Raw genomic sequence first — 19,750 nt, forward strand, 5'->3', positions numbered from 1 at the left:
CGTATATCAGTAACTTACTCCCTCCCCGCGCCCTTCAAGGTTGGGGGGGGCCCCCCCGGGGTGGGGCCCGGGGGGGGGGCCCGGGCCCCCCGACCGCACGGTCAGTGCTGGCAGCACTGGCGCATGCTCCACTCCGGACGGTGCCAGTAGTGAGCGGGGTCCTGCGAGGCCGACGGCGCGGCCGGGCGAACGGTCACGACGGCCGCCCCGGCCGCCCCGGCCGCCTCCGCCGCCTTGGCCGCCTTGGCCGGCCGGAACGGCGCGAGGATCTCCGGCACCGTGCGGGTGACACCGGCCACCATGACCGACCGCACCGCGGCCGCGGCGCGGATGTCGGTCAGCGGGTCGCCTTCGACCATGACCAGGTCGGCGATCCTCCCCGGCGCCACCGCGCCCAGCTGGTCGCCGTAGCCCAGCGCCCTGGCGGCGTTGCCGGTCGCGGTCATCAGCGCCTCGCGCGGGGTGAACCCGTACTTCACCAGCACGCGCAGGTTCTGGTGCGCGCTGACGCCGATGTCGTCCAGCGGCGCGTCGGTGCCGAAGACGACCAGGCCGCCGCCGCGGTGCACCCGCAGCAGCGCGTCCACCATGCCCTTGGTGATCCGCTGGTCGAGCTCGCTCTCCGGACCCGGCTGCGCGGCGCCGTCGGCCTTGGCCACCAGGCGCCGGTAGTCCCAGTCCGGGAACAGCACCTTGGTGCGCTCGTCCTCCACCAGCGACCGGTCGCCGGCGTACAGCTCGCTGGCGAAGATCATGGTCGACGACACCCACATGCCGCTGGCCACGAGCAGGTCCACCGCGTCCTGCGACATGCGGAAACCGGCGTAGCTCAGCGTGCGCGAGTAGTTCAGCCGGTGGCCGCCACCGGGGTGCTCCATGCCGTCCAGGCCGGTGTGCGCCGCCGGGTACAGATAGTGCGAGGTGACCGGCACGCCCATCGCGTGCGCCCTGGCCACGATGCGCTGCTCGAAGGCCACCGGCATCCGCATGTACGACTTGATCTGGTCGTAGTCCAGCCCTTCGGCGCGGTCCAGTTCCCGCTCCAGCTGCTGGGCGGTGTGGACCGGCCGCATGCAGTTGTAGAAGGCCCGACTGCCGTCCAGCGCCTGTCCCGAGCCGAGGTAGCGGGGGCCGACCCTGGTGCCGGCCTCCATCGCCTCCCGGTTCTCCACCATCTGGTACGCGAGGTCGCCGGGCGACTTGCTCGTGGTCACGCCGTAGGACAGCCACAGCCGCCCCTGCCGGTCGCCCCACTGCTTGCCGCGCATGTTCCAGTGGTTGTGGGTGTCGATCAGGCCGGGCATCACCGTCAGCCCGGAGGCGTCCACGATCCGCGCGCCGCTGGGCACGCCGCCGCCCCTGGGCAGCACCGCCTCGATCGTCGCGCCGCGCACGACGATGTCGACGTCGCGGCGCAGCTGCTCGCAGGTGCCGTCCCAGAGCGCGCCCGCGCGCACGACCGTGGGCTCGCTGACCCGTACCGGACGGTAGGTGAGGTCGGCGGTGATCGTGCGGGCCGCGCCGCCGTCGGGCCCGACGGTGCGCAGCACGCCGTTGCACAGGTAGACGACGGTGCCGTCCGCGCTGATCGACAGCGAGTCGGTGACCTCGTCGGTCAGCTGCTGCGGCTCGCCGGTGATGGTGCCGTCGGCGGCCACCGGGACCCGCCAGGCGAGGCTCTCCGCGCCGAACACCAGGTGCCGGCCGTCGGAGGTCCACAGCGGGCCGTCGTTGTCGCGGGTGCTGATCGACCGGTCCGGCGCGATCTCCTGGTACCGGACCTTGTTGTCGGCCAGGTCCACGGTCAGCACCTGGTTGTTGCCGTTCGAGGTGCGCTTGGAGTACGGCATCAGCGCGGCCAGCGCGATCCTGCCGCCGTCCGGCGACCAGGTCGGCCGGCCCGGCTGGTAGAGCGCGGGCAGCACCTGGCGCACCGAGCGGTCGGCGACGTCGAACACCCAGGTCTGACCGGACTCGTCCTGGTAGGCGATCTTCGCGCCGTCCGGGGAGAACCGCGGCGCGAGCTGGCCGCCGGGCAGATCGGTGAGCCGGTCGGAGCGCCCGGTCGCCAGGTCCAGCCGCCACAGGTTGGCGGTGCCGGCGCGGTCGCTGACGTAGACCAGGGACCTGCCGTCGGGCGCGAAGTCCGGATCGGCCGCGAAGAATCCGTCGTCCACGACCTTGCGGGGCCTGCCGCCGATCGGCAGCAGCCACAGCGCGTTCAGCGCGCGGAACGCCACCTGCTTGCCGTCCCGCGACACCGCGGGGTCGGCCATGCCCTTCGCCCGGCGCGACGCGTCCGACACGAGGTTCCGCCGCTTGCGCTGGTAGTTCCGCGCCGAGTACGGCAGTTCGGCGGTGAACGGGATCTCCCGCACGGCCCCGGAGAGCGAGCGGCGGCGCAGCCGGCCGCCGGAGCTGTAGACGAACTCCTGCGCCGACGTCCACGACACCGGCAGCGGCGGCAGGTCCTCGCCGGTCACGATCGCCTTGGCCCCGAGCATCACCGTGGTCCCGGTGCCGCCCACGCTCAGGTAGCTGACCTGGCCGTCCGGTGCGTAGACCGGCGAGTACACCATGGCGTCACCGGGTACGCCGGGCAGTTGCCTGCGCAGGCCCGAACCCAGGTCCAACTCCTCGATGGCGCCGTCACCGACGACGTAGGCCAGCTTCGTGCCGTCCGGGGACCACACCGGGGCGGCGTGCACCTCGTCGGCGTCGGTGACGGCGCGCTGCTGCCCGCTCGCGAGGTCCAGCACCCAGATCCGGCTGACGTGGTCGCGGTCGGAGGCGAACGCCACCTGCTTGCCGTCGGGCGAGAAGCGCGGCTCCAGGTCGAAGCCCCAGCCGGTGGTGAGCCGGGTGAGCCCGGTGCCGTCGGCGTTGATCATCCACACGTCGTAGGCGGTGTCGAGGAAGGACTGGAACACGATCCGGCGCCCGTCGGGCGACCAGTGCGGCCGGGTCGCGTCGTGCTCCTCCGGCGTGATCCGCTGGGCCCGGCCGCCCGCGGCCGGCAGCAGCCAGATGCCGCCGGCGATGTCCACCGCGAGCCGGCGGCCGTCGGGGGACACCGCGACCCCGACGTTGGCGCTGTCCCGCACGGTCACGCTGCTCTCACCGGGACGGCCGGTCGGCTGCGGCGTCTCCGCGGACGCGGGCACCGCGCCGGCGGTCAGCCACAGCGCGCCCGCGCCCGCGACGACCGCGCCGCCGCGCAGCACCTGCCGGCGGGAGAGCCTCTCGGATGGTGACGTGTGTTCCATGGTCTTCCTCGTTACTTTCTGCGCGCGGTGGTGTACCGGGGGGTGCCCCAGTGGTCCACGCCGTAGCTGATGCCGGTGAAGGCGTCCTGTTCCCGCAGCAGGGACATGACCACGTCGGCCTGCTCGTCGTCGTGCTCGATCGCGACACCGCCGCCGGAACGCAGCAGCCGGGTGGCGGCCGCCACCACCGCGCGGATCACGACCAGTCCGTCCTGGCCGCCGAACAGCGCGGGCCACGGCTGGTGCTCCTGCCATTCCGGCGGCAGCACGACGCCGTCCACCACGAACGGCGGATTGGCCAGCAGCAGGTCCACCGTGCCGTCCAGGTCGGCGAACATCGCGGTGTCGGTGACATTGCCGGCGTGCAGGATGATCGGGGTGTCGCCGAGTTCCGCCTGCCGCGCGGCGTTGCGGCGCGCCCAGGTCAGGGCCACCGGGTCGAGCTCGATGGCGTGCACGGTCGCGTCCGGCCGGGCGTGCGCGACCGCCAGGGCGATCGCCGCCGACCCGGTGCACAGGTCCACCGCGAGCGGCTTGGACACCCCGCTCACCACGTCCAGCCCCCAGGCCAGCAGCGGCTCGGTGTGCTTGCGGGGCACGAAGACGCCCGGACCCACCGCGACCTCGACACCGCCGAGCACGGCACGGCCGGTCAGGTACTCCACCGGCGTGCGGTCGGCCCGGCGGGCGACCAGCTCCCGCAGCCGGGCCAGATCCTCCCGGCCGAGCGTGGCGTCGAGGGGCAGCCGCTCCACGGCGCGGCCCAGCACGTACTCGGCCAGCTTCTCGGCGTCCCCGCGCGGCTGCCAGGCGCCGGCCTCGGCGAGGGTCTTCTCGGCGTCCGTCAGGAACGCACCCAGCGTCGGTTCACCAGTGTCGGCGGTCATCCGTTCCGGACTCCTTCCAGGATGTTCGCGGCCGTCTCCAGATGGCCGCGTTCGTGCAGCGAGGACAGGGCGAAGCGGATCAGACCGGTGCCCTTGGCCACGGTGGGGAAGAAGGCCGGCAGGATGAGCACCCCGGCCTCCTTCAGCGTGGTGGCCGCGCGGAAGGCCGCCTCCTCGGTGTCGAAGTGCGCACCGCGCACCGGGGACCGCAGACCGGCGTTGACGAGCCGGTTGCCGGTCAGCTCGTCGAACACCTCGGTGTTGCGCCACAGCCGCTCCTGCAACGCGGCGACCTCGCCGTCGAGGTGCAGCCGGGCCGAGGCGACGTTCGCGGCCAGCATCGGCAGCATGATCGAGTGCCCGAAGACCAACGGGTTCGCGAACTTGCGCAGCACACGCACGTCGTCCTCGCTCGGCACCACCGCGAACCCGCCGCAGCCGCCGAACGCCTTGGACAGCGAGCCGGCGATGACCACGTTGGGCGGCAGCCGGTCCCCGAGCGCCTCGAAGGCGTAGCCGGCGCCGTGCTTGCCCGCGACGGAGATGCCGTGCGCGTCGTCGATGTAGAGGTGTCCCCCGTGGGGCGCCAGCGCCTCCAGGATCCCGGCGACGTCGATCAGACCGCCCATCGAGCCGACGCCGTCGATCAGCACGATCGGCGTGCGCCCGTCGCGACGGGCGTCGCGCAGCGCGGACTCCAGCGAGTCGGGCGTCTCCAGGTCGAACCGGCGCGCGGGGCCGATCTGGTCGAGGACCCCCCGCAGCACCTGCATCGAGGAGTGCGCGGTCCGGTCCACCAGGAAGGTCGCGCCGCCGGGCGCGATCGGGTAGCTGGGCAGCGCGCCGGCGCCGAGCAGCGGCAGCAGTCCCAGGTGGACGGTCCCGACGGAGGTGAAGGGGACGACCTTGTTGCCGCGGTACACCGTGGAGAGCAGGTCCTCCAACTCGCCGAGGTAGTGCGGGCGCATCCGGTTGCGGGAGGTCGACAGGTGCACGCCGAAGCGGCGCAACGCCTCCTCGGCGGCCGTCACCAGCGCGGGGTGCTCCTCAAGACCCAGGTAGGAGCAGGACACGAACTCCAGTGCCTCGGTGCCGTCCGCCAGGCAGACCACCTTGCCGGGCTTGCGGCCGGTGACCACGTGCCCGGTCAGGCCTTGCTCGAACGCCACGTCCAGGGAGTCGGACGTCTTGTTGATGCGGGACTCGACCCAGTTGGCCGGCTGTGTCTCCTGCTGCGGATGGATCATGTCGCCTCGATTCGGGTGGACGCGGACAGGGCGTCGAACAGGTGGGCACAGGTGTCGCGGTGCTCGTCCAGGGCGGTGCCGAAGAGGTCGCGCAGCCGGCCCTGCGCCGCGGCGAACCCGGCTTCGTCGCCGCCGTCGATCAGGTCGGCCAGTCGGCGCACGGACGCGGCCAGCGCGCCGCGGGCCCGCGCGGCGTCGGGATTGGCGACCTGGATGTCCCAGTACACCTCCGGTGTCCCGGAGGCGATCCTGGCCAGCAGGGCCAACAGGGTCGCGTGCGGCGGCGGGGCGATCACGCCGAGTTCGCCGATGTCGGTGCCGAGTTCCTCCAGCGCCAGCCCGAAACCGAGCACGCTGGCGTGGGTGAGCACCTGCGCGGCGGCGGTGAGCCGGTCGTGCCGCTCGGCGTCGAGCAGCACCGGTCGGCCGCCCCACTCGGCGAGCAGCCGCAGCAGTTCGGCCGCGGCCGGGCCGTCGTGCACCACCACGGTGGCGACCGGCTTGCCGGGCATGCCCAGGGCCGGCGCGAACATCGGGTTCAGGCTGACGGCCTGCACGCCCTCGACGCCCTGGAGCGCGGTCACCACCGCGTCCTTCACGGACAGTGTGTCCACCAGCAGCGCACCTGGACGCAGGTGCGGAGCGATGAGCGGGATCGCGGCCAGCCCCGTGCGCTCGGGCACCGCCAGCAGCACCAGGTCCGCCTTGCCCAGCTCCGCGACCAGGGCGTCACCGGGCGAGGTGATGTCCCCGGCGATGTCGCCACCGGCCGGGTCCACCACGACGACCTCGGCGCCCGAACCGGCCAGCAGCGAGGCGAACATGCCGCCGACCGCGCCGGCGCCGCCCGCCACCAGACAACGCCGCAGCGACCGAACTCCGGCCCCGCTCATGCCAGTCCTCCCAGCGCGGGGCGCAGCGCCGTCGCCGCGACCGCGGTGAGCACCGCGCGCGATTTCACCACGGTCTCCTCGTACTCCTCGTCGGGGTCCGACAGCGCCACGATCGCGCCGCCGACGCCGAAGCTCATCCGTTCGTCGGTGGCGACCAGGGTCCGTATCACGATGCTCAGATCCGCGGCGCCGGACAGCGCGAACCAGCCCAGCGAACCGCTGTAGACGCCGCGCGGCCCCTCCTCCAGCCGGTCGATGATCTCCATGGTGCGCACCTTCGGCGCACCGGTCATGGAGCCGCCGGGGAACGCCGCGCGCACGCAGCCGACCGCGCTCTCCTCCGCCCGCAGCGTGCCGCGGACGGTGGAGACCAGCTGGTGCACCGGCGCGTACGTCTCCACGTCGAACAGCACCGGGACGTGCACCGAGCCGATCTCGCAGACCGTGTTCAGGTCGTTGCGCACCAGGTCGACGATCATCAGGTTCTCCGCGCGGTCCTTCTCGTGCGTGGAGAGGTCCAGCTTGAGCAGCTCGTCCTGGTCGGGGGTGCCGCCGCGGGGCCGGGTTCCCTTGATGGGCTTGGACTCCACGACGCCGTCGGCGCCGATCCGCAGGAACCGCTCCGGCGACGCGCTGAGCACCGCGACCTCGGCGAAGTCCAGGAAGGCCCCGTAGGGCACCGGGCTGATCCGGCGCAGCCGGGAGTAGGTGTGCCGGGGATCGATCTTCTCGTCCACGGTGACCGTGTTGGTCAGGCAGATCTCGTAGGACTCGCCGAGCCGGATCTCGTCGAGGCACTCCTCGATCCGCTTGAGGTAGCCCTCGCGGTCGTGGCGCGGACGGGCGGTCTCCCAGCCGGCCATGTCGGCGGCCTCGGCGCCGGCCAGCACACCCGTGCGGCCCGAATCGTCCACGGCGGACCCGTCGAGCCGGGACAGCCGAGCCGCCGTCCCGTCCAGCCAGTCGAGCGCGGCCGCCTCGTGCTCCGGCGTGCTCAACGCCAGCAGGTACGACCGGTGTTCCACGTGGTCGACGACCAGCGCGCGGTCGGCGAACAGCAGGGCGGCGTCGGGGGTGTCGGCCCGGTGCGCCCGGGAGCCACCGGTCTCGGCCTTCAACTCGTAGCCCAGGTAACCGACGTAGCCCAGGTTGAAGTCGAACGGCAGACCGTCCGGTGTCGGCAGCGACCGCGCGGCCAGACTGTCCTGGAGGTAGCCGAAGAAGTCCCGGTGGACCTCCTCGACCCGGCCGTCCGAGTGGGTGACGGTGACCAGCCGCCGGCCGACGTCGTAGGAGACGTACTCGGCCAGCGGTCCGCTGTCGTCGCCCATGATCGAGAACCGCGAGCGTTCGTGGCGGGTCTCGCTGCTGTCCAGCCAGAAGCTGCGGGTGGAGCCGGAGAACAGTTCCCGGTGCGCCGCGTCCGGGTCCGGCTCGTGCGCCGCCTCGCGCACGTGCAGGCGCAGATCCGGCGTGGCGTCAGCGGGCGCCGGCCGCACGGCCGGTGGAGGCGGGGCGACGGCCGGAGCGGGGCGCGCGTCCATCGCGAGGTCGCGGAAGTTCGCCAGCAGCAGCCTGCCGTGCTCGCTGCTGATGGATTCTGGGTGGAACTGGACGCCCCACAGCGGGTCCGTCCGGTGGCGCAGGCCCATCAGCACGCCGTCCTCGGTCCACGCGGTGCGTTCGAGCACCTCGGGCAGGTCGGTGACGGTCAGCGAGTGGTAGCGCACCACCGAGAACGGCGTGGGCAGCCCGGCGAAGACGCCGTCGCCGGTGTGGTGCACCAGCGAGCTGCGGCCGTGCATGGGTTCGGGCGCGAGGCCGACCTTGCCGCCGAACAGGTTCGCGATGCCCTGGTGGCCGAGGCACACGCCGAGCACCGGCCGTCCCGACTCGAGGACGGCGCGGGAGCTGATGCCGAAGTCACGGGCCCGGTCGGGCCGGCCGGGCCCGGGGGACACCACGATTCCGTCGAACTCGGCCATCCGCTCCGCCGGGAATTCGGCGTCGTTGCGCACCACGACCGGCGCCCGGCCGGTCACCTCGCCGAGCAGCTGGTACAGGTTGTAGGTGAACGAGTCGTAGTTGTCGATCAGCAACATCCGCATTGCCCGGTCTGTCCTTCCTTCAGTGTGGCCGTGGTGCCTAGCTCGCCGGGGTGTTGCCCATGACCAGGTCCTCGACCCGGCAGGTCTCGGCGATGATCAGGTCGTACAGCCGGCGCAGGAAGTCCTGGTCGATCCCGTTGCGCTCGCCGTACCGCGCGGCCCGCTCCTGCACGATGCCGATGCGGTGCGGCTGCATCATCGGGACGCCGTGCTCCCTCTTGTGGTGGGCGACGCGCACACAGACGTCGATCCGGTCGCGCAGCACGTCCAGCAGACGGGCGTCGATGCCGTCCAGTTCGCCCCGCAGTTCCTCGAGTTGACGGTCCGCTCCGCCGGATCGTGCCGCCGAATCCCCCATGGTCACCTGGAATCTCCTCGTGATCGTCTCGCCCACCGAAGGGCTCTTCCAGATGTACCTGCCAACGGCGGTCCGCAGGAGCCCGCGCGGCGGTTGCGGCAACAAACGCGGTCTCGCGCAACAACCGACGTCCACATGCGCAAGAAAGACCTTGTCGCTTCCGGCACGCCCACGGACGATCGGTTCCCGGAAACCATCACCGGAAGGCGCGCCGATGACCTTGTCCGCTCGAACCCTGCTGTCCGCCGAGTCACGTGCGAAGCTCGCCGCGGATCCCCGTCTCGGGGGCGGGAACGTCCTGGAGTCGGCGCTGGCCGTCAGCCCGAACCCGGACCTGCCGTTCATCGCCACCGGCCGGCCGGTCGCCACCTGCGACGGCGGGACGACGACCGAGTTCAGCCTCCGCGGGCTGGACCGGCTCGTGCAGAGCTGGTCGGTCTGGTATCTCGACCGGGGCGTGCGGCCCCGGGACCGGGTCGCGGTCCACATCGAGGACTCCTTCGCGTACTCGGTTCACCTGCACGCGCTGGCGACCATCGGCGCGATCGCGGTGCTGATCAACAGCAAGGCCCCCAAGGAGAACGCGCTCGAACTGATCCGGCGCACCGAGCCGGTCGGCGTGTACACGACCCGCGGCCGGCGCGACCTCCTCGGCCCCGAGCTCGCCGAACTGCCGGGCTCGCGCTGGGTCGTACTGGCCGAGGACGTGCCCGCGCCGCCCCCGGCCGAGCTGGACGCCGCCGCGCGGTTCCGGCACGCGCCCGACGACCCGGTCTCGATCCTGCATTCCTCGGGCACCACGGGCTTCCCCAAGCCGGTGGTGCAGACGCACGCGTCCAGCGTCGCCGGCCCGCGGTTCCGGCTCACGAACTACCTGGACTCGCCCGACGACCTGATGATGGCCGCGCAGCCGCAGTCGCACCTGGGCTCGGTGGTGTACGTCAACTACGCCGTCCTGGCCGGCACGCCCATGGTCGCCCACTACGACCCCACCGGCGCCGACCTGGTCGACGCCATCCGCCGGTACCGGCCGACCACGGTGATGGCCTTCGCGCACGCGTTCACGGAACTGGCCGACGTCGAGGTCACCGACGGCGCGGTCGACTCGGTGGACAGCTGGGTGACCATGGGCGACGCCATCCACGAGGCCCACCTCAAGGCCATCCTGGGCAAGCGCGACCCCGAGCTGCCCTCCGCGGTGTTCTACGACCGCTTCGGCGCCACCGAACTGGGCTGGGGCCTGATGGTGCAGCCGCGCTCGCTGGCCTCAGAGCGCAACGACCGCTGCATCGGCCGTCCCGACGCGCTGTCCGAGGTCGTCGTGCTGCGCCGGGACGGCACCGCGGCGGACCGCGGCGAGATCGGACTGCTGGGCGCCAAGGGCCCCACCATCACCGCGGGGTACTGGAACGACTCCGACACCACCTACCGCAGCCGGCTGTCCGGGTACTGGCTGTCCGGCGACCTGGCGTACCAGGACGAGGCCGGCGACTTCTACCAGGTGGACCGGGCGGTGGACACCATCGCGACCGCGGCGGGCCCCGCGCACTCGGTGCAGATGGAGGAACTCCTGCTCAACGAGCTGCCGGTGATCGTGGACTGCACGGTCGTGGCCGGCCGGCACGGCGGGAACACGGTCGCGGTGGCCCTGGTCGCCGCCCACGGCGAGCACCTTGACCCGTCGCAGCTGCTCGCCTCGGCCAACACCGTGCTCGGCGCGGCCGGCCACCCCACGCTGGCCGTGCTCGAACTGACCCGCTCCGTCACCGACATCCCGCAGGGCGTCACCGGCAAGGTGCTCAAGCGTCAGCTCCGTGAACGCTACGACACGCTCGCGGACTACCTCCGCGCGAGCGACCCCGCCGCGGTGGCCACCACCCTCTAGGGCGGCGACCACCACGACGTGCGGACGTCATCCCCGGGCGACCGGGGTTCCCTCGGCGATGACGTCCGCGCCGGCCCACTCGGTGCCCAGCATCGCGTACACGGCCAGGTCCGCCCGCTGCCCCTTGAGCATCTCGCCCTGCACGAAGAACGCCTCCCGACGCATGCCGAGACGCTCCATCAGCCGCATCGACGAAACGTTGTTCCCGTTGCACATGCCGACCACCCGGTGGAAGCCGTACCGCTCGAACGCCAGCCGCAGCACCTCGCGGCCGGCTTCGGTGGCGTACCCGCGGCCGCCGTGGTCGGGGTTCATCACGAAACCGATCTCGGCGCGGCCCAGTTCGGCGCTCAGCCAGTCCAGGTTGAACTCGCCGATGAGCCGGCCGGACTCGCGCAGCTCCACCGCGACGGCCAGGTTGTCGCCCTCCCCGGCCAGCTCGGACTCCGAGATCCTGGTGGCCAGCGCGGTGCGCGTCTCCTCGCGGGTGCGGGCGTCCCACAGCAGGTACCGGGTCACGTCCGGACGGCGCTGGATGTCGTGCAGGTCGTCGATATCCGCCTCGGTGAAGGAACGCAGCACCAGCCGGTCAGTGACAACAGGATCCACGGGTGAGACTCCGAATTGGATTATTCGATGAATGGTCCAGCGGATACTAGCATCCGAAAATCGGCATTTAGGGGAATCGTGAACACTTTGTTCCGCGGAGTACGCCGGTGATCCGTCGACTGCCGTTGATCGCACTCGTCGCCGCGTGCGGCGTGTCCTCGTGCGGCGCGACGATGACGATGATCGCCCTTCCCTGGTTCGTGCTGTCCAGAACCGGCAGCGGCCTCCAGACCGGGGCCGTGGCCGCCGCCGAAACGCTCGGGCTGGTCCTCTCGGTGGTACTGGTCGGCCCGCTGCTGGACCGGTACGGCGCGTGGCGCGGCAGCATCATGGCCGACCTGGCGGCCTCCGTCGCGGTGATCGCGATCCCGGCCGCGGAGGCACTGGACCTGCTGTCGCTGCCGGTGCTCGTGGTCCTGGTGTTCGGGATCGGCGCCGGTCGAGCGCCCTCCCGCAGCGCCAAACAGGTGCTGCTGCCCGCCGTGCTGGCCGCGACCGGCGTCCGCGTCGAGCGGGGCACCAGCGCGGAGGAGTCCGCGTTGCGCACCGGAGACCTGCTCGGCGCGCCGCTCGGCGGCATTCTGATCGGGCTGATCGGACCCACCTGGGTCCTGCTGGCCGACGGCGCGGCGCTGCTCACCGCGGCGGCGCTGGTGGGCCTCCTGGTCCGGCCCGCGGCCGCCGCCGGGCCCGAGCCGGCCGGCGGCGCGCACGGCTACCTGCGGGAGCTGAGGCAGGCCGCCGAGCACTTCCGGCGCGACCGGTTGCTGCTGGTCATCGGCGTGCAGTGCGCGGCCTTGAACGCCCTCACCGTCGGGCTGCTCTCGGTGCTGCTGCCCGCCTACGGACTGACCGTGTGGCACGACAGCACGCTGGTCGGCGTGCTGATCGCCGCCTCCAGCGGCGCCAGCATCCTGGGCACGGCGCTGTACGGCTGGCTGGGCGACGGCGGCCGTCGGTGGCGGGTGTTCGCGATCTGCTCCCTGGTCTCCGGCGCGCCCGTCTTCCTGGCCGTGGCGGCCGACCCGCACCCGGTGCTGCTGGTGCTGGTGGTCTCGGCCTGCATGATGGCGAACGGCCCGATCAACCCGGTGATCGCCGCGGTCAAGTACGCCCGGGTGCCCGAGGGGCTGCGCGGCCGGGTGTTCGCGGCGTTCCACGCCTCGGCCAACGCGGCCATGCCGCTGGGCCTGCTGCTGGCCGGGGTGCTGCTGGACGCGGTCGGGCCGACCGCCGCGGTGCTCGTGCTCGGCGGGCTCTGCCTGCTCGTTTCGCTGTGGCCGTTCGTGTTCCGGGTTTGGCGCGAGTTGGACGAACCGGAACGTCTCCCGTCGAGGGTCGGATAATTCGCGCAACAAATGCGGCCCTCAGCAAGAAATACCGCCCCATAACGCAAAGAAGCCGGTCGTCCGGTCGTCCGCCGGAATCTAGTGTTCGGGCGTCGACGGAATGGGAATGGGACCACGCGGACGCCCGGTGCGGCCGGCCCGTCGGCGCCGGGGCCGCGCCGGAATCGCACGGCCGGCAGCGGCCGCCCGAGCCAGGACGCGTTGCGCCGCGCGGAGCCGTCCGGGCAGGCACGGCGATCGTGCGCGACGAGATCAGCACACAACGGAGGTTCCCGATGAACACCGGCATTCGGCTCGCCGCCGACCTGGACGCCATCAGCCGGGAGGAGATCGAGCGACTGCGGGCGCACAACTTCACGCGGTTGGTGACCGCGGCCCGGCGCACGCCCGCGGTGCTGCGCCGCTGGCCCGGGCTCGACTCCGTGCACAGCCTGGACCGGTTGCCGGAGCTGCCCGTGCTGACCCCGTCCGCGCTGGCCGACGGCTGTCCGCCGCACTCGGTGGAGTTCCTGATCGACGGCGACCAGCCCGGCATGGTGCTTCGTTCCAGCGGGACCTCCAGCAAGGTCAAGATGATGTACCACTCCTGGGCGTTCAACGAGCAGGTGTCCGCGCTCGGCGCGCGCGGGCTGCGCGCGACCCTGCCCGAGCCGCCCCGCCGGGTGGCGAACTGCCTCTACGGGGCCGAACTCAACGGATCCTTCCTGTTCACCCAGGAGGTCGCTCGGCTGCTCGGCGCGCGGGTGTACCCCCTGGGCAACGTCACCAGCGTCGCGGAGACGGCGAAGATGATCTCCGAGCACGCGATCGACACCTTGGCCGCGCCGCCGGGGTACGGGGTGGACCTGCTCACCGGAACGCCCCCGGACCTGCTCGCCTCGATGCGGACCTACCTCTACATCGGGGAGAGCCTCGGCGCCGGCCGCACCGCGGCGCTCACCGCCGCCCTGCCCGGACTGACGGTCCGCTCGCTGGCCTACTCCACCACCGAGACCGGGCCCATCGGCTACCAGTGCCAGTGGCTGTCCGGCAACGACCACCACGTGCACGAGGACGCGATGGTGGTGGAGATCGTCGACGAGGGGACCGGGCTCGCCGTGGCCGACGGCGAGGAGGGCGAGGTCCTGGTCACGCCGCTGAGCGACACCGGCATGGCCCTGTTCCGCTACGCCATCGGCGACCGGGGCCGGCTGAGCACCCAGCCGTGCCGCTGCGGCAGCCGTGCCTCCGTGCTCACCCTGCTCGGCCGGGCCCGGCAGTCGCTGAACGTGGACTCCGAGACCGTCTCCGCCGACCAGTTGATGTCGCGGCTCGCCCGGTTGGGCATCACCGATCCCGCCGACTGCCAGTTTCAGGTGCTCTGGACCGTCAACCGGTACCGGGTGCGGCTGCTGCTGTCACCGAGCACGCCCGGGGACATCACCGTCGACGCGGTGGTCGCGGCCTTCGCGGACACCGTCGAGCTCAACCAGATCGTCACCGGCCCGCGCTGCCTGGGGTTCACCGTGGAGCACGTCGAGCGCGGCGACTTCGAGCGCACCGAGCGCGGCAAGGTGCCCACCCTCTACCAGCGAACGGTCACCGCATGAACCGGAACCCCTGCCCCGTCACCCGGTCCTACCTGGACGAATGCGCCGCCGAGGGGCGCGACGGCCTGCGCGGGGTCGTCGACCACCTGCGGTTCCCGCCGCACTTCACCGCGGCCTTCGACGGGCGGGTGCTCGGCCGGCCGCTGTTCGTCGAGGAGACCGCGATCCGCGGCGTCGCCGACCGGCTCATGCGGTTCCACGACCTGATCGTCTCGCTGCCCGGCAGGCTCCACGGTGGCGACGTGTTCGCCTACGGCGAGGCGCTCGGGCTCGACCGCCGGTCGGTGGAGATCGTCCGCCGGAACGGACTCGTGCCGCCGATCCCGTACGGCCGGGCCGACCTGCACCGTGACGGCGACTCCTGGCGGCTGCTGGAGTTCAACATCGGCGCCGACCTCGGCGGCATGGAGCGGACCGGCGACATCCCGCGGGCGCTGATGGACGTGCCCAGGTTCCGGGAGTTCGCCGAGAAGCACCGGCTGACCTACCCCGACATCGGGGCGAGCATCGCCCGCATGCTCACCCGCTGCGCCGAGAGCGTGTCCGCCGCCGGCACGCCGGTGGTCGTGATGCTGGAGAGCAACGGCCGGGTGGCCCAGTACCGGAAGTACATGCTGCCCTTCCAGGAGTACATGCGGGGCAAGGGAATCGACCTCCGACTGGCCGAGGTGGGCGAGTTGAGCTCGCCGGGCGGGAAGATCCACCTGGACGGCACCCCGGTGGACGTGATCCTCCGCTACGTGTCGGTGGACCAGATCCTCGCCGACCCCGGGGTCGCCGCGGCCATGGAGCCGGTCTTCCGCGCCCACGAGGAGGGCCGGACCGTGCAGCTGACCCCGATCTGTACCGACCTGCACGGCAACAAGGGCATCCTGCCGATGCTGCACGACCCCCGGTTCCGGGCCGCCCTGGCCGAGGACGAGCTGACCCTGGTCGACGGAATGCTGCCGTGGACGCGGTCGATGGCCGAGGGCACGGTCGAGGTGGACGGCGACGTGGTCGATCTGATCGATTACTGCCGCGCCCATCGGAAGGAACTGATCCTCAAGCCGAACAACGACGCGCGTGGCGGCGGCATCGTCGCCGGCTGGGAGACGTCCGACGGGGACTGGCGGCGGGCCCTGACGGAGTGCGACCGGCGACGGTTCCTGGTGCAGCGCAAGGCCCCGGCGCAGCCGGAGCCGGTGCAGGACGCGGAGACCGGTGAGGTGCGGGACTGGCTCGCGACCTGGGGTGTCTACCTGACCGACGAGGGGTACGCGGGCACCTACATCCGTGCACTGTCCGAGTCCGCCGGCAGCGCGGTCGTCGGTTGGGACGCGCTGCCGCAGCTCACCGCCGTGTTCAGCTACCCGGCCTGATCCGTACTCGTGAGCGAGCCCGGGCGCGGCATTGCCTTAACCTTCATCCATTGCAACGACCCATTGCGTTCGAGTTCAGCGTCATTGCATCAATTTACCGTCACTGAGCTGGGAAGACGTGTTTCATCCGATTGACGTCAAGTCAGAAACAGCCGTAGCTTTCCAGTAATCCGAACGTTCGGCAACGCGAAACGAGGAACGGCCATGGGTGAATCCCCGCACACCGTCACGACCATGCCGGTGGCGCGCCGCCCCGGCTGTCCCTTCGACCCGCCCGCCGAGCTGATCGACGCCCGCCGGCACGCGCCGATGAGCCGCTACACCTTCCCCGGCGGACAGCCCGGCTGGCTGGTCACCGGATACGACCTGGTCAGGGCGGTGCTGGCCGACACGAGGTTCAGCTCGCGCAAGGACCTGATGCTCCACCCGACCATCGACTACGGCGACTTCCAGATCCCGCCGGCGCCGCCCGGGGAGTTCGTCCTCATGGACGAGCCCCAGCACGGCCGCTACCGCAAGCCCCTGACGGGCAAGTTCACCGTACGGCGGATGCGGCTGCTCACCGAGCGCATCGAGCAGGTCACCACCGCCCGCCTGGACGCCATGGAGGCGGCCGGGCCCCCGACGGACCTGGTGACCGCGTTCGCCAAGCCCATCCCCGCCATCGTGATCTGCGAGCTGCTCGGGGTGCCGTACGAGGACCGGGGCTCCTTCCAGGAGCAGGTCGACTCGTTCATGAACGGGGAGACGAGCGACGAGGACATGATGGCGGCCTACGCCTCGACCCAGGAGTACCTGGCCGAGCTGGTGGCCGCCAAGCGCGCCGACCCCACCGACGACGTGCTCAGCGACCTCACCGACAGCGATCTGACCGACGAGGAACTGAAGGGGATCAGCCTGATCCTGCTCGCGGCCGGTCTCGACACCACCGCGAACATGCTGGCCCTCGGAACCTTCGCGCTGCTGCGCAACCCGGACCAACTGGCCGCACTGCGGGGCGATCCCGCGCTCGCCGACCGGGCCGTGGAGGAACTGCTGCGGTACCTGAGCGTCGCCAAGACCTTCATGCGGACGGCCCTGGAGGACGTCGAACTCGGCGGCCGGACCGTCAGGGCCGGTGAGCGGGTGATCCTCTCGTTCAACACCGCCAACCGCGATCCCGAGCGCTTCCCCGATCCCCATGTGCTCGACCTGCGCAGGCAGGACGGCGGACACCTGGCCTTCGGCCACGGCATCCACCAGTGCCTGGGCCAACAGCTGGCCCGCATCGAGATGCGGGTCGCCTTCCCCGCGCTGCTCGACCGCTTCCCCACGCTGCGCCTGGCCGTACCGCCCGAGGAGGTCGCCCTGCGCCCGGAGCTCGCGGACATCTACGGGGTGAAGAGCCTCCCCGTCACCTGGGACGCGTGATCGATGAGGATCACCGTGGACGCCGAACGCTGCATCGGCTCCGGAATGTGCGTCCTGACGGCCGGCGAGGTCTTCGACCAGCGCGAGGACGACGGCACGTCGGTCGTGCGGCAACCCGAGCCTCCGGCCGGGGCGTTGGACGCGGTTCGCGAGGCGGTCGCCCTGTGCCCCGCCTCGGCGATCAGCCTGTCGGCCGACCCGCGGCATCAGGGCGCGTCCGACGCGTGACCGTCCGGTGGAGGAACGGCGAGGTCCTCCGCCCGGCGGGAGCGGACCTCGGCGGCGACCGGTCTCCGTGAAGAGTGGAGCCGGGTCCCGCCTCCGGCCAGGTGGTGGACACCCATACCGGAACGCCGGAGGTATGTGACGCCTCCATAGGGACGGCACTGCGGCGTCCGTAGCGTGTCGCGCACTTGGCCCCCGGTGTGGAGGAGTGAACGCGTATGCGAAGGAACGGGCGTGGCAGGCGAAGAGGATTGGGCTGGGTGCTCGCGGGCGTCCTGGCGCTGATCGGTGCGGCCGTCCCGGCGGGGCCGGCCGCGGCCGCGGTGCCGGCCAACCTGACCCTGGAGGCGACCTACAGCACCGTCGCCAACGGCTGGGACCGGGTCGAGCGCTACCTCGACACCACCACCGGCTTCCGGCAGGAGCAGTACCCGCCGGACGGCCGCGGCGACCAGGACGGCCAGCGGCTCACCTTCTTCGGCGGCGTCAAGCAGCCCTTCTCCGGCCGTTTCCTGCTCTACTCGGCCCCGGGCTGGAACACCGGCTCGCACCAGGTGCCGGTGCTGCTGGTGCACGGCGCCAACGACAACCCGGACCGGGCCTGGGCCAACCCCGGCGAGTCCGGCGGCTACGGCTGCGGCTCCATGTCCTGCCCGAACACCGGGCTGATGCAGAACCTGGCCGGGCGGGGCTACCGGGTCTTCGCGATCGGCTTCGCGCACAAGCAGGGCGACAACCTGATGCAGGCCCAGGAGGTCGGCGACGCCGTCGCGCTGATCCGTGCCAAGCTCGGCGTCCCGCAGGTGGACGTGGTCGGCTGGAGCAAGGGCGAGATGTCCTCGCGGGCCTACGTGTCCTCGGTGAAGCCCTCCTGGGGCCGCCCGTACGCGGGCGACGTGCGCAAGCTGATCACCCTCGGCGGCCCGAACGGCGGCTACGACTACCCGTTCGCGCACGGGTGGGCGCACGACTTCTCGATCTGGCCGCAGTGCGGCGGTGCCGTCAACGCCCCGTCCCCGCACCTGCGCATGACCTGCTACGGCACCTACACCGCGCACCCGGAGTTCTCCTTCACCCCCTCGGGCGGCTACGACAACTACCCGGGGCAGCGGCAGATGCTGGCCCGCTGGGACTCGGTGTTCGGCATCGACCAGACCCAGCAGGACTGGTACACGACCTACTACGGCGGGCAGGGCTTCTACACCGACGGCGGCGGCATCCAGGCCGCGATCAACGCCGGCTCACTGATCGCCCCGCTGCACCAGGCCGGGGTGCCCTCCTCGGTGACGGCCTACCTCCTGGCCGGCGGCACGCCCAGCATCGTCGGGATCTTCAACGAGAACCGCGGGCCCAGCGACGGCGTGGTCTTCGTGGCCAGCGCGCTGGACAAGACCGGCTACGGCACCGTCGGCGGCACCGCGCTGATCGCCCTCGCCAACCACCTGCAACTCGGCTGGGACAGCGCGGCGAGCGCGCAGGTCGCCGGCTGGCTGAACTGAGGACATTCCGGATGATCACCGATCGACTGATCGCCACCGACCGGCTCACCGTGGGCTACGCCGAGATCGCGGGCCGCACCGGGGAACCCGTGGTCCTGGTGCACGGCAACGTCTCCTCCGGCGTCTTCTGGCACTCGACCATGACCGGGCTCCCCGCCCGCTACCGCCCGCTCGCCCCCGACCTGCGCGGCTTCGGCCGCACCGAGCCGCTGCCGGTGGACGCCACCCGGGGCCTGCGCGACCACAGCGAGGACCTGCTCTCCTACCTCCGGGCGCTGGCCCTGGGCCCGGTCCACCTGGTCGGCTGGAGCATGGGCGGCGGTGTGGTGCTGCAACTGCTGCGCGACCACCCGGAGCTGGTCCGCTCGCTCACCCTGGTCAACCCGGTCTCCCCGTACGGCTTCGGCGGCACCCACGGGGTGGACGGGCGGCTCAACTCGCCCGACGGGGCGGGCTCCGGCGCCGGCGGCGCGGCCCCCGATTTCGTCCGGCTGCTGCGCGAGGGCGAGACGGGCGCCGAGTCGCCGTTCGCGCCGCTCTCGGTGCTGAACACCACCTACGTCAGCGAGCCGCTGGCGGAGCCGGACCACTACGTGGCGGCGATGCTGACCACCCGGACCGGGGAGGACCACTACCCGGGCGACAGCCGCACGAGCGACGCCTGGCCGGGCTTCGGTCCCGGCGAACGCGGGGTGCTCAACTCGATGGCGCCGACCCACTTCCGGATCGACGACCTGGAACTGGTCGAGCCGAAGCCGCCGATCCTGTGGATCCGCGGCACGGCCGACGTGATCGTCTCCGACACCTCGCTCTTCGACCTGGCCCACCTGGGCGCCATCGGTGCCGTCCCCGGCTGGCCCGGCGCGGACACCTGCCCGGCCCAGCCGATGGTGGCCCAGACCCGCGCCGTACTGGACCGCTACACCGCCGCCGGCGGGCGGGTGCGCGAGGTCGCGGTCGAAGGCGCCGGGCACAGCGTGCAGTTGGAACGGCCGAAGGAGTTCCTGACCGCGCTGGTGGAGACGCTGGACGGGGCCTGACGGCGGGACGGCCCCCGGCGGGTC

Annotated in this window: 15 protein-coding genes; 8 read left to right on the top strand and 7 right to left on the bottom strand. The window is 72.0% G+C overall.

Annotated elements, in window-relative coordinates; translation table 11 throughout:
• Positions 1–101 precede the first annotated feature (101 nt).
• The 6 genes from ACFWJ4_RS15545 to ACFWJ4_RS15570 are packed head-to-tail and all read right to left on the bottom strand — an operon-like array spanning position 102 to position 8,759.
• The gene (locus tag ACFWJ4_RS15545) at positions 102–3,266 is read right to left on the bottom strand and encodes an amidohydrolase family protein (protein WP_380543850.1); all 3,165 of its coding nucleotides are present in this window, start codon (positions 3,264–3,266) and stop codon (positions 102–104) included.
• Between the two features lie 11 nt (positions 3,267–3,277).
• Complete coding sequence (locus ACFWJ4_RS15550; RefSeq protein ID WP_380543853.1) at positions 3,278–4,153, bottom strand: N5-glutamine methyltransferase family protein; 876 nt, start codon at positions 4,151–4,153, stop codon at positions 3,278–3,280.
• Positions 4,150–5,400 (bottom strand): aminotransferase class I/II-fold pyridoxal phosphate-dependent enzyme, encoded by a 1,251-nt coding sequence (locus tag ACFWJ4_RS15555; protein WP_359898889.1) that lies wholly within the window; start codon positions 5,398–5,400, stop codon positions 4,150–4,152. The genes ACFWJ4_RS15550 and ACFWJ4_RS15555 overlap by 4 nt, the downstream gene beginning before the upstream one ends.
• Positions 5,397–6,293, bottom strand: a complete 897-nt coding sequence (locus ACFWJ4_RS15560) for a prephenate dehydrogenase/arogenate dehydrogenase family protein (RefSeq protein WP_380543855.1) — start codon at positions 6,291–6,293, stop codon at positions 5,397–5,399. Before ACFWJ4_RS15560 ends, ACFWJ4_RS15555 begins: the two co-directional genes overlap by 4 nt.
• Positions 6,290–8,401, bottom strand: coding sequence for an aminodeoxychorismate synthase component I (gene pabB / locus ACFWJ4_RS15565; RefSeq protein WP_380543858.1), 2,112 nt, complete (start codon positions 8,399–8,401; stop codon positions 6,290–6,292). The genes ACFWJ4_RS15560 and pabB overlap by 4 nt, the downstream gene beginning before the upstream one ends.
• 37 nt (positions 8,402–8,438) lie before the next feature.
• Positions 8,439–8,759 carry a chorismate mutase family protein gene (locus ACFWJ4_RS15570; protein ID WP_359899017.1) on the bottom strand — a complete coding sequence of 107 codons (321 nt, stop codon included), beginning with the start codon at positions 8,757–8,759 and terminating at the stop codon, positions 8,439–8,441.
• Between the two features lie 214 nt (positions 8,760–8,973).
• Here ACFWJ4_RS15570 and ACFWJ4_RS15575 point away from each other — a divergent pair, with 214 nt between their 5' ends.
• Positions 8,974–10,644, top strand: a complete 1,671-nt coding sequence (locus ACFWJ4_RS15575; RefSeq protein ID WP_380543860.1) for a class I adenylate-forming enzyme family protein — start codon at positions 8,974–8,976, stop codon at positions 10,642–10,644.
• A 27-nt stretch (positions 10,645–10,671) separates the two neighbouring features.
• On the opposite strand, the gene ACFWJ4_RS15580 is transcribed toward ACFWJ4_RS15575, so the two are convergent.
• On the bottom strand, positions 10,672–11,253 hold the full coding sequence (locus ACFWJ4_RS15580; protein ID WP_380543862.1) for a GNAT family N-acetyltransferase: 582 nt from the start codon (positions 11,251–11,253) through the stop codon (positions 10,672–10,674).
• Positions 11,254–11,360: 107 nt separating this feature from the next.
• Here ACFWJ4_RS15580 and ACFWJ4_RS15585 point away from each other — a divergent pair, with 107 nt between their 5' ends.
• The 7 genes from ACFWJ4_RS15585 to ACFWJ4_RS15615 all read left to right on the top strand — a co-directional run bounded on the left by ACFWJ4_RS15585 (position 11,361) and on the right by ACFWJ4_RS15615 (position 19,726).
• The gene (locus tag ACFWJ4_RS15585; RefSeq protein ID WP_380543865.1) at positions 11,361–12,599 is read left to right on the top strand and encodes an MFS transporter; all 1,239 of its coding nucleotides are present in this window, start codon (positions 11,361–11,363) and stop codon (positions 12,597–12,599) included.
• A gap of 278 nt (positions 12,600–12,877) precedes the next feature.
• Entirely contained in the window at positions 12,878–14,191 is a 1,314-nt protein-coding gene (locus ACFWJ4_RS15590) for a phenylacetate--CoA ligase family protein (protein ID WP_380543867.1), read from the top strand.
• On the top strand, positions 14,188–15,552 hold the full coding sequence (locus tag ACFWJ4_RS15595) for a hypothetical protein (RefSeq protein WP_380543870.1): 1,365 nt from the start codon (positions 14,188–14,190) through the stop codon (positions 15,550–15,552). The genes ACFWJ4_RS15590 and ACFWJ4_RS15595 overlap by 4 nt, the downstream gene beginning before the upstream one ends.
• A 204-nt stretch (positions 15,553–15,756) precedes the next feature.
• Positions 15,757–16,962, top strand: a complete 1,206-nt coding sequence (locus ACFWJ4_RS15600; protein WP_380543873.1) for a cytochrome P450 — start codon at positions 15,757–15,759, stop codon at positions 16,960–16,962.
• Between the two features lie 15 nt (positions 16,963–16,977).
• Positions 16,978–17,190, top strand: coding sequence for a ferredoxin (locus ACFWJ4_RS15605; RefSeq protein WP_380543876.1), 213 nt, complete (start codon positions 16,978–16,980; stop codon positions 17,188–17,190).
• A gap of 257 nt (positions 17,191–17,447) precedes the next feature.
• Positions 17,448–18,686: an esterase/lipase family protein gene (locus ACFWJ4_RS15610; protein ID WP_380543879.1), complete on the top strand. Its 1,239-nt coding sequence runs from the start codon at positions 17,448–17,450 to the stop codon at positions 18,684–18,686.
• Between the two features lie 11 nt (positions 18,687–18,697).
• The gene (locus ACFWJ4_RS15615) at positions 18,698–19,726 is read left to right on the top strand and encodes an alpha/beta fold hydrolase (protein ID WP_380543882.1); all 1,029 of its coding nucleotides are present in this window, start codon (positions 18,698–18,700) and stop codon (positions 19,724–19,726) included.
• Positions 19,727–19,750 lie beyond the last annotated feature (24 nt).

The organism is Kitasatospora sp. NPDC127067, from assembly GCF_042724755.1.
Classification (GTDB): domain Bacteria; phylum Actinomycetota; class Actinomycetes; order Streptomycetales; family Streptomycetaceae; genus Kitasatospora; species Kitasatospora lactacystinica.

Excerpts from the sequence above, each read along its gene's own strand:
- ACFWJ4_RS15615 (WP_380543882.1), top strand. The coding sequence starts at position 18,698 with ATGATCACCGATCGACTGATCGCCACCGACCGGCTCACCGTGGGCTAC.
- ACFWJ4_RS15590 (WP_380543867.1), top strand. The coding sequence starts at position 12,878 with ATGAACACCGGCATTCGGCTCGCCGCCGACCTGGACGCCATCAGCCGG.
- ACFWJ4_RS15600 (WP_380543873.1), top strand. The coding sequence starts at position 15,757 with ATGGGTGAATCCCCGCACACCGTCACGACCATGCCGGTGGCGCGCCGC.
- ACFWJ4_RS15560 (WP_380543855.1), bottom strand. The coding sequence starts at position 6,293 with ATGAGCGGGGCCGGAGTTCGGTCGCTGCGGCGTTGTCTGGTGGCGGGC.
- pabB (WP_380543858.1), bottom strand. The coding sequence starts at position 8,401 with ATGCGGATGTTGCTGATCGACAACTACGACTCGTTCACCTACAACCTG.
- ACFWJ4_RS15555 (WP_359898889.1), bottom strand. The coding sequence starts at position 5,400 with ATGATCCATCCGCAGCAGGAGACACAGCCGGCCAACTGGGTCGAGTCC.
- ACFWJ4_RS15595 (WP_380543870.1), top strand. The coding sequence starts at position 14,188 with ATGAACCGGAACCCCTGCCCCGTCACCCGGTCCTACCTGGACGAATGC.
- ACFWJ4_RS15550 (WP_380543853.1), bottom strand. The coding sequence starts at position 4,153 with ATGACCGCCGACACTGGTGAACCGACGCTGGGTGCGTTCCTGACGGAC.
- ACFWJ4_RS15570 (WP_359899017.1), bottom strand. The coding sequence starts at position 8,759 with ATGGGGGATTCGGCGGCACGATCCGGCGGAGCGGACCGTCAACTCGAG.
- ACFWJ4_RS15545 (WP_380543850.1), bottom strand. The coding sequence starts at position 3,266 with ATGGAACACACGTCACCATCCGAGAGGCTCTCCCGCCGGCAGGTGCTG.
- ACFWJ4_RS15575 (WP_380543860.1), top strand. The coding sequence starts at position 8,974 with ATGACCTTGTCCGCTCGAACCCTGCTGTCCGCCGAGTCACGTGCGAAG.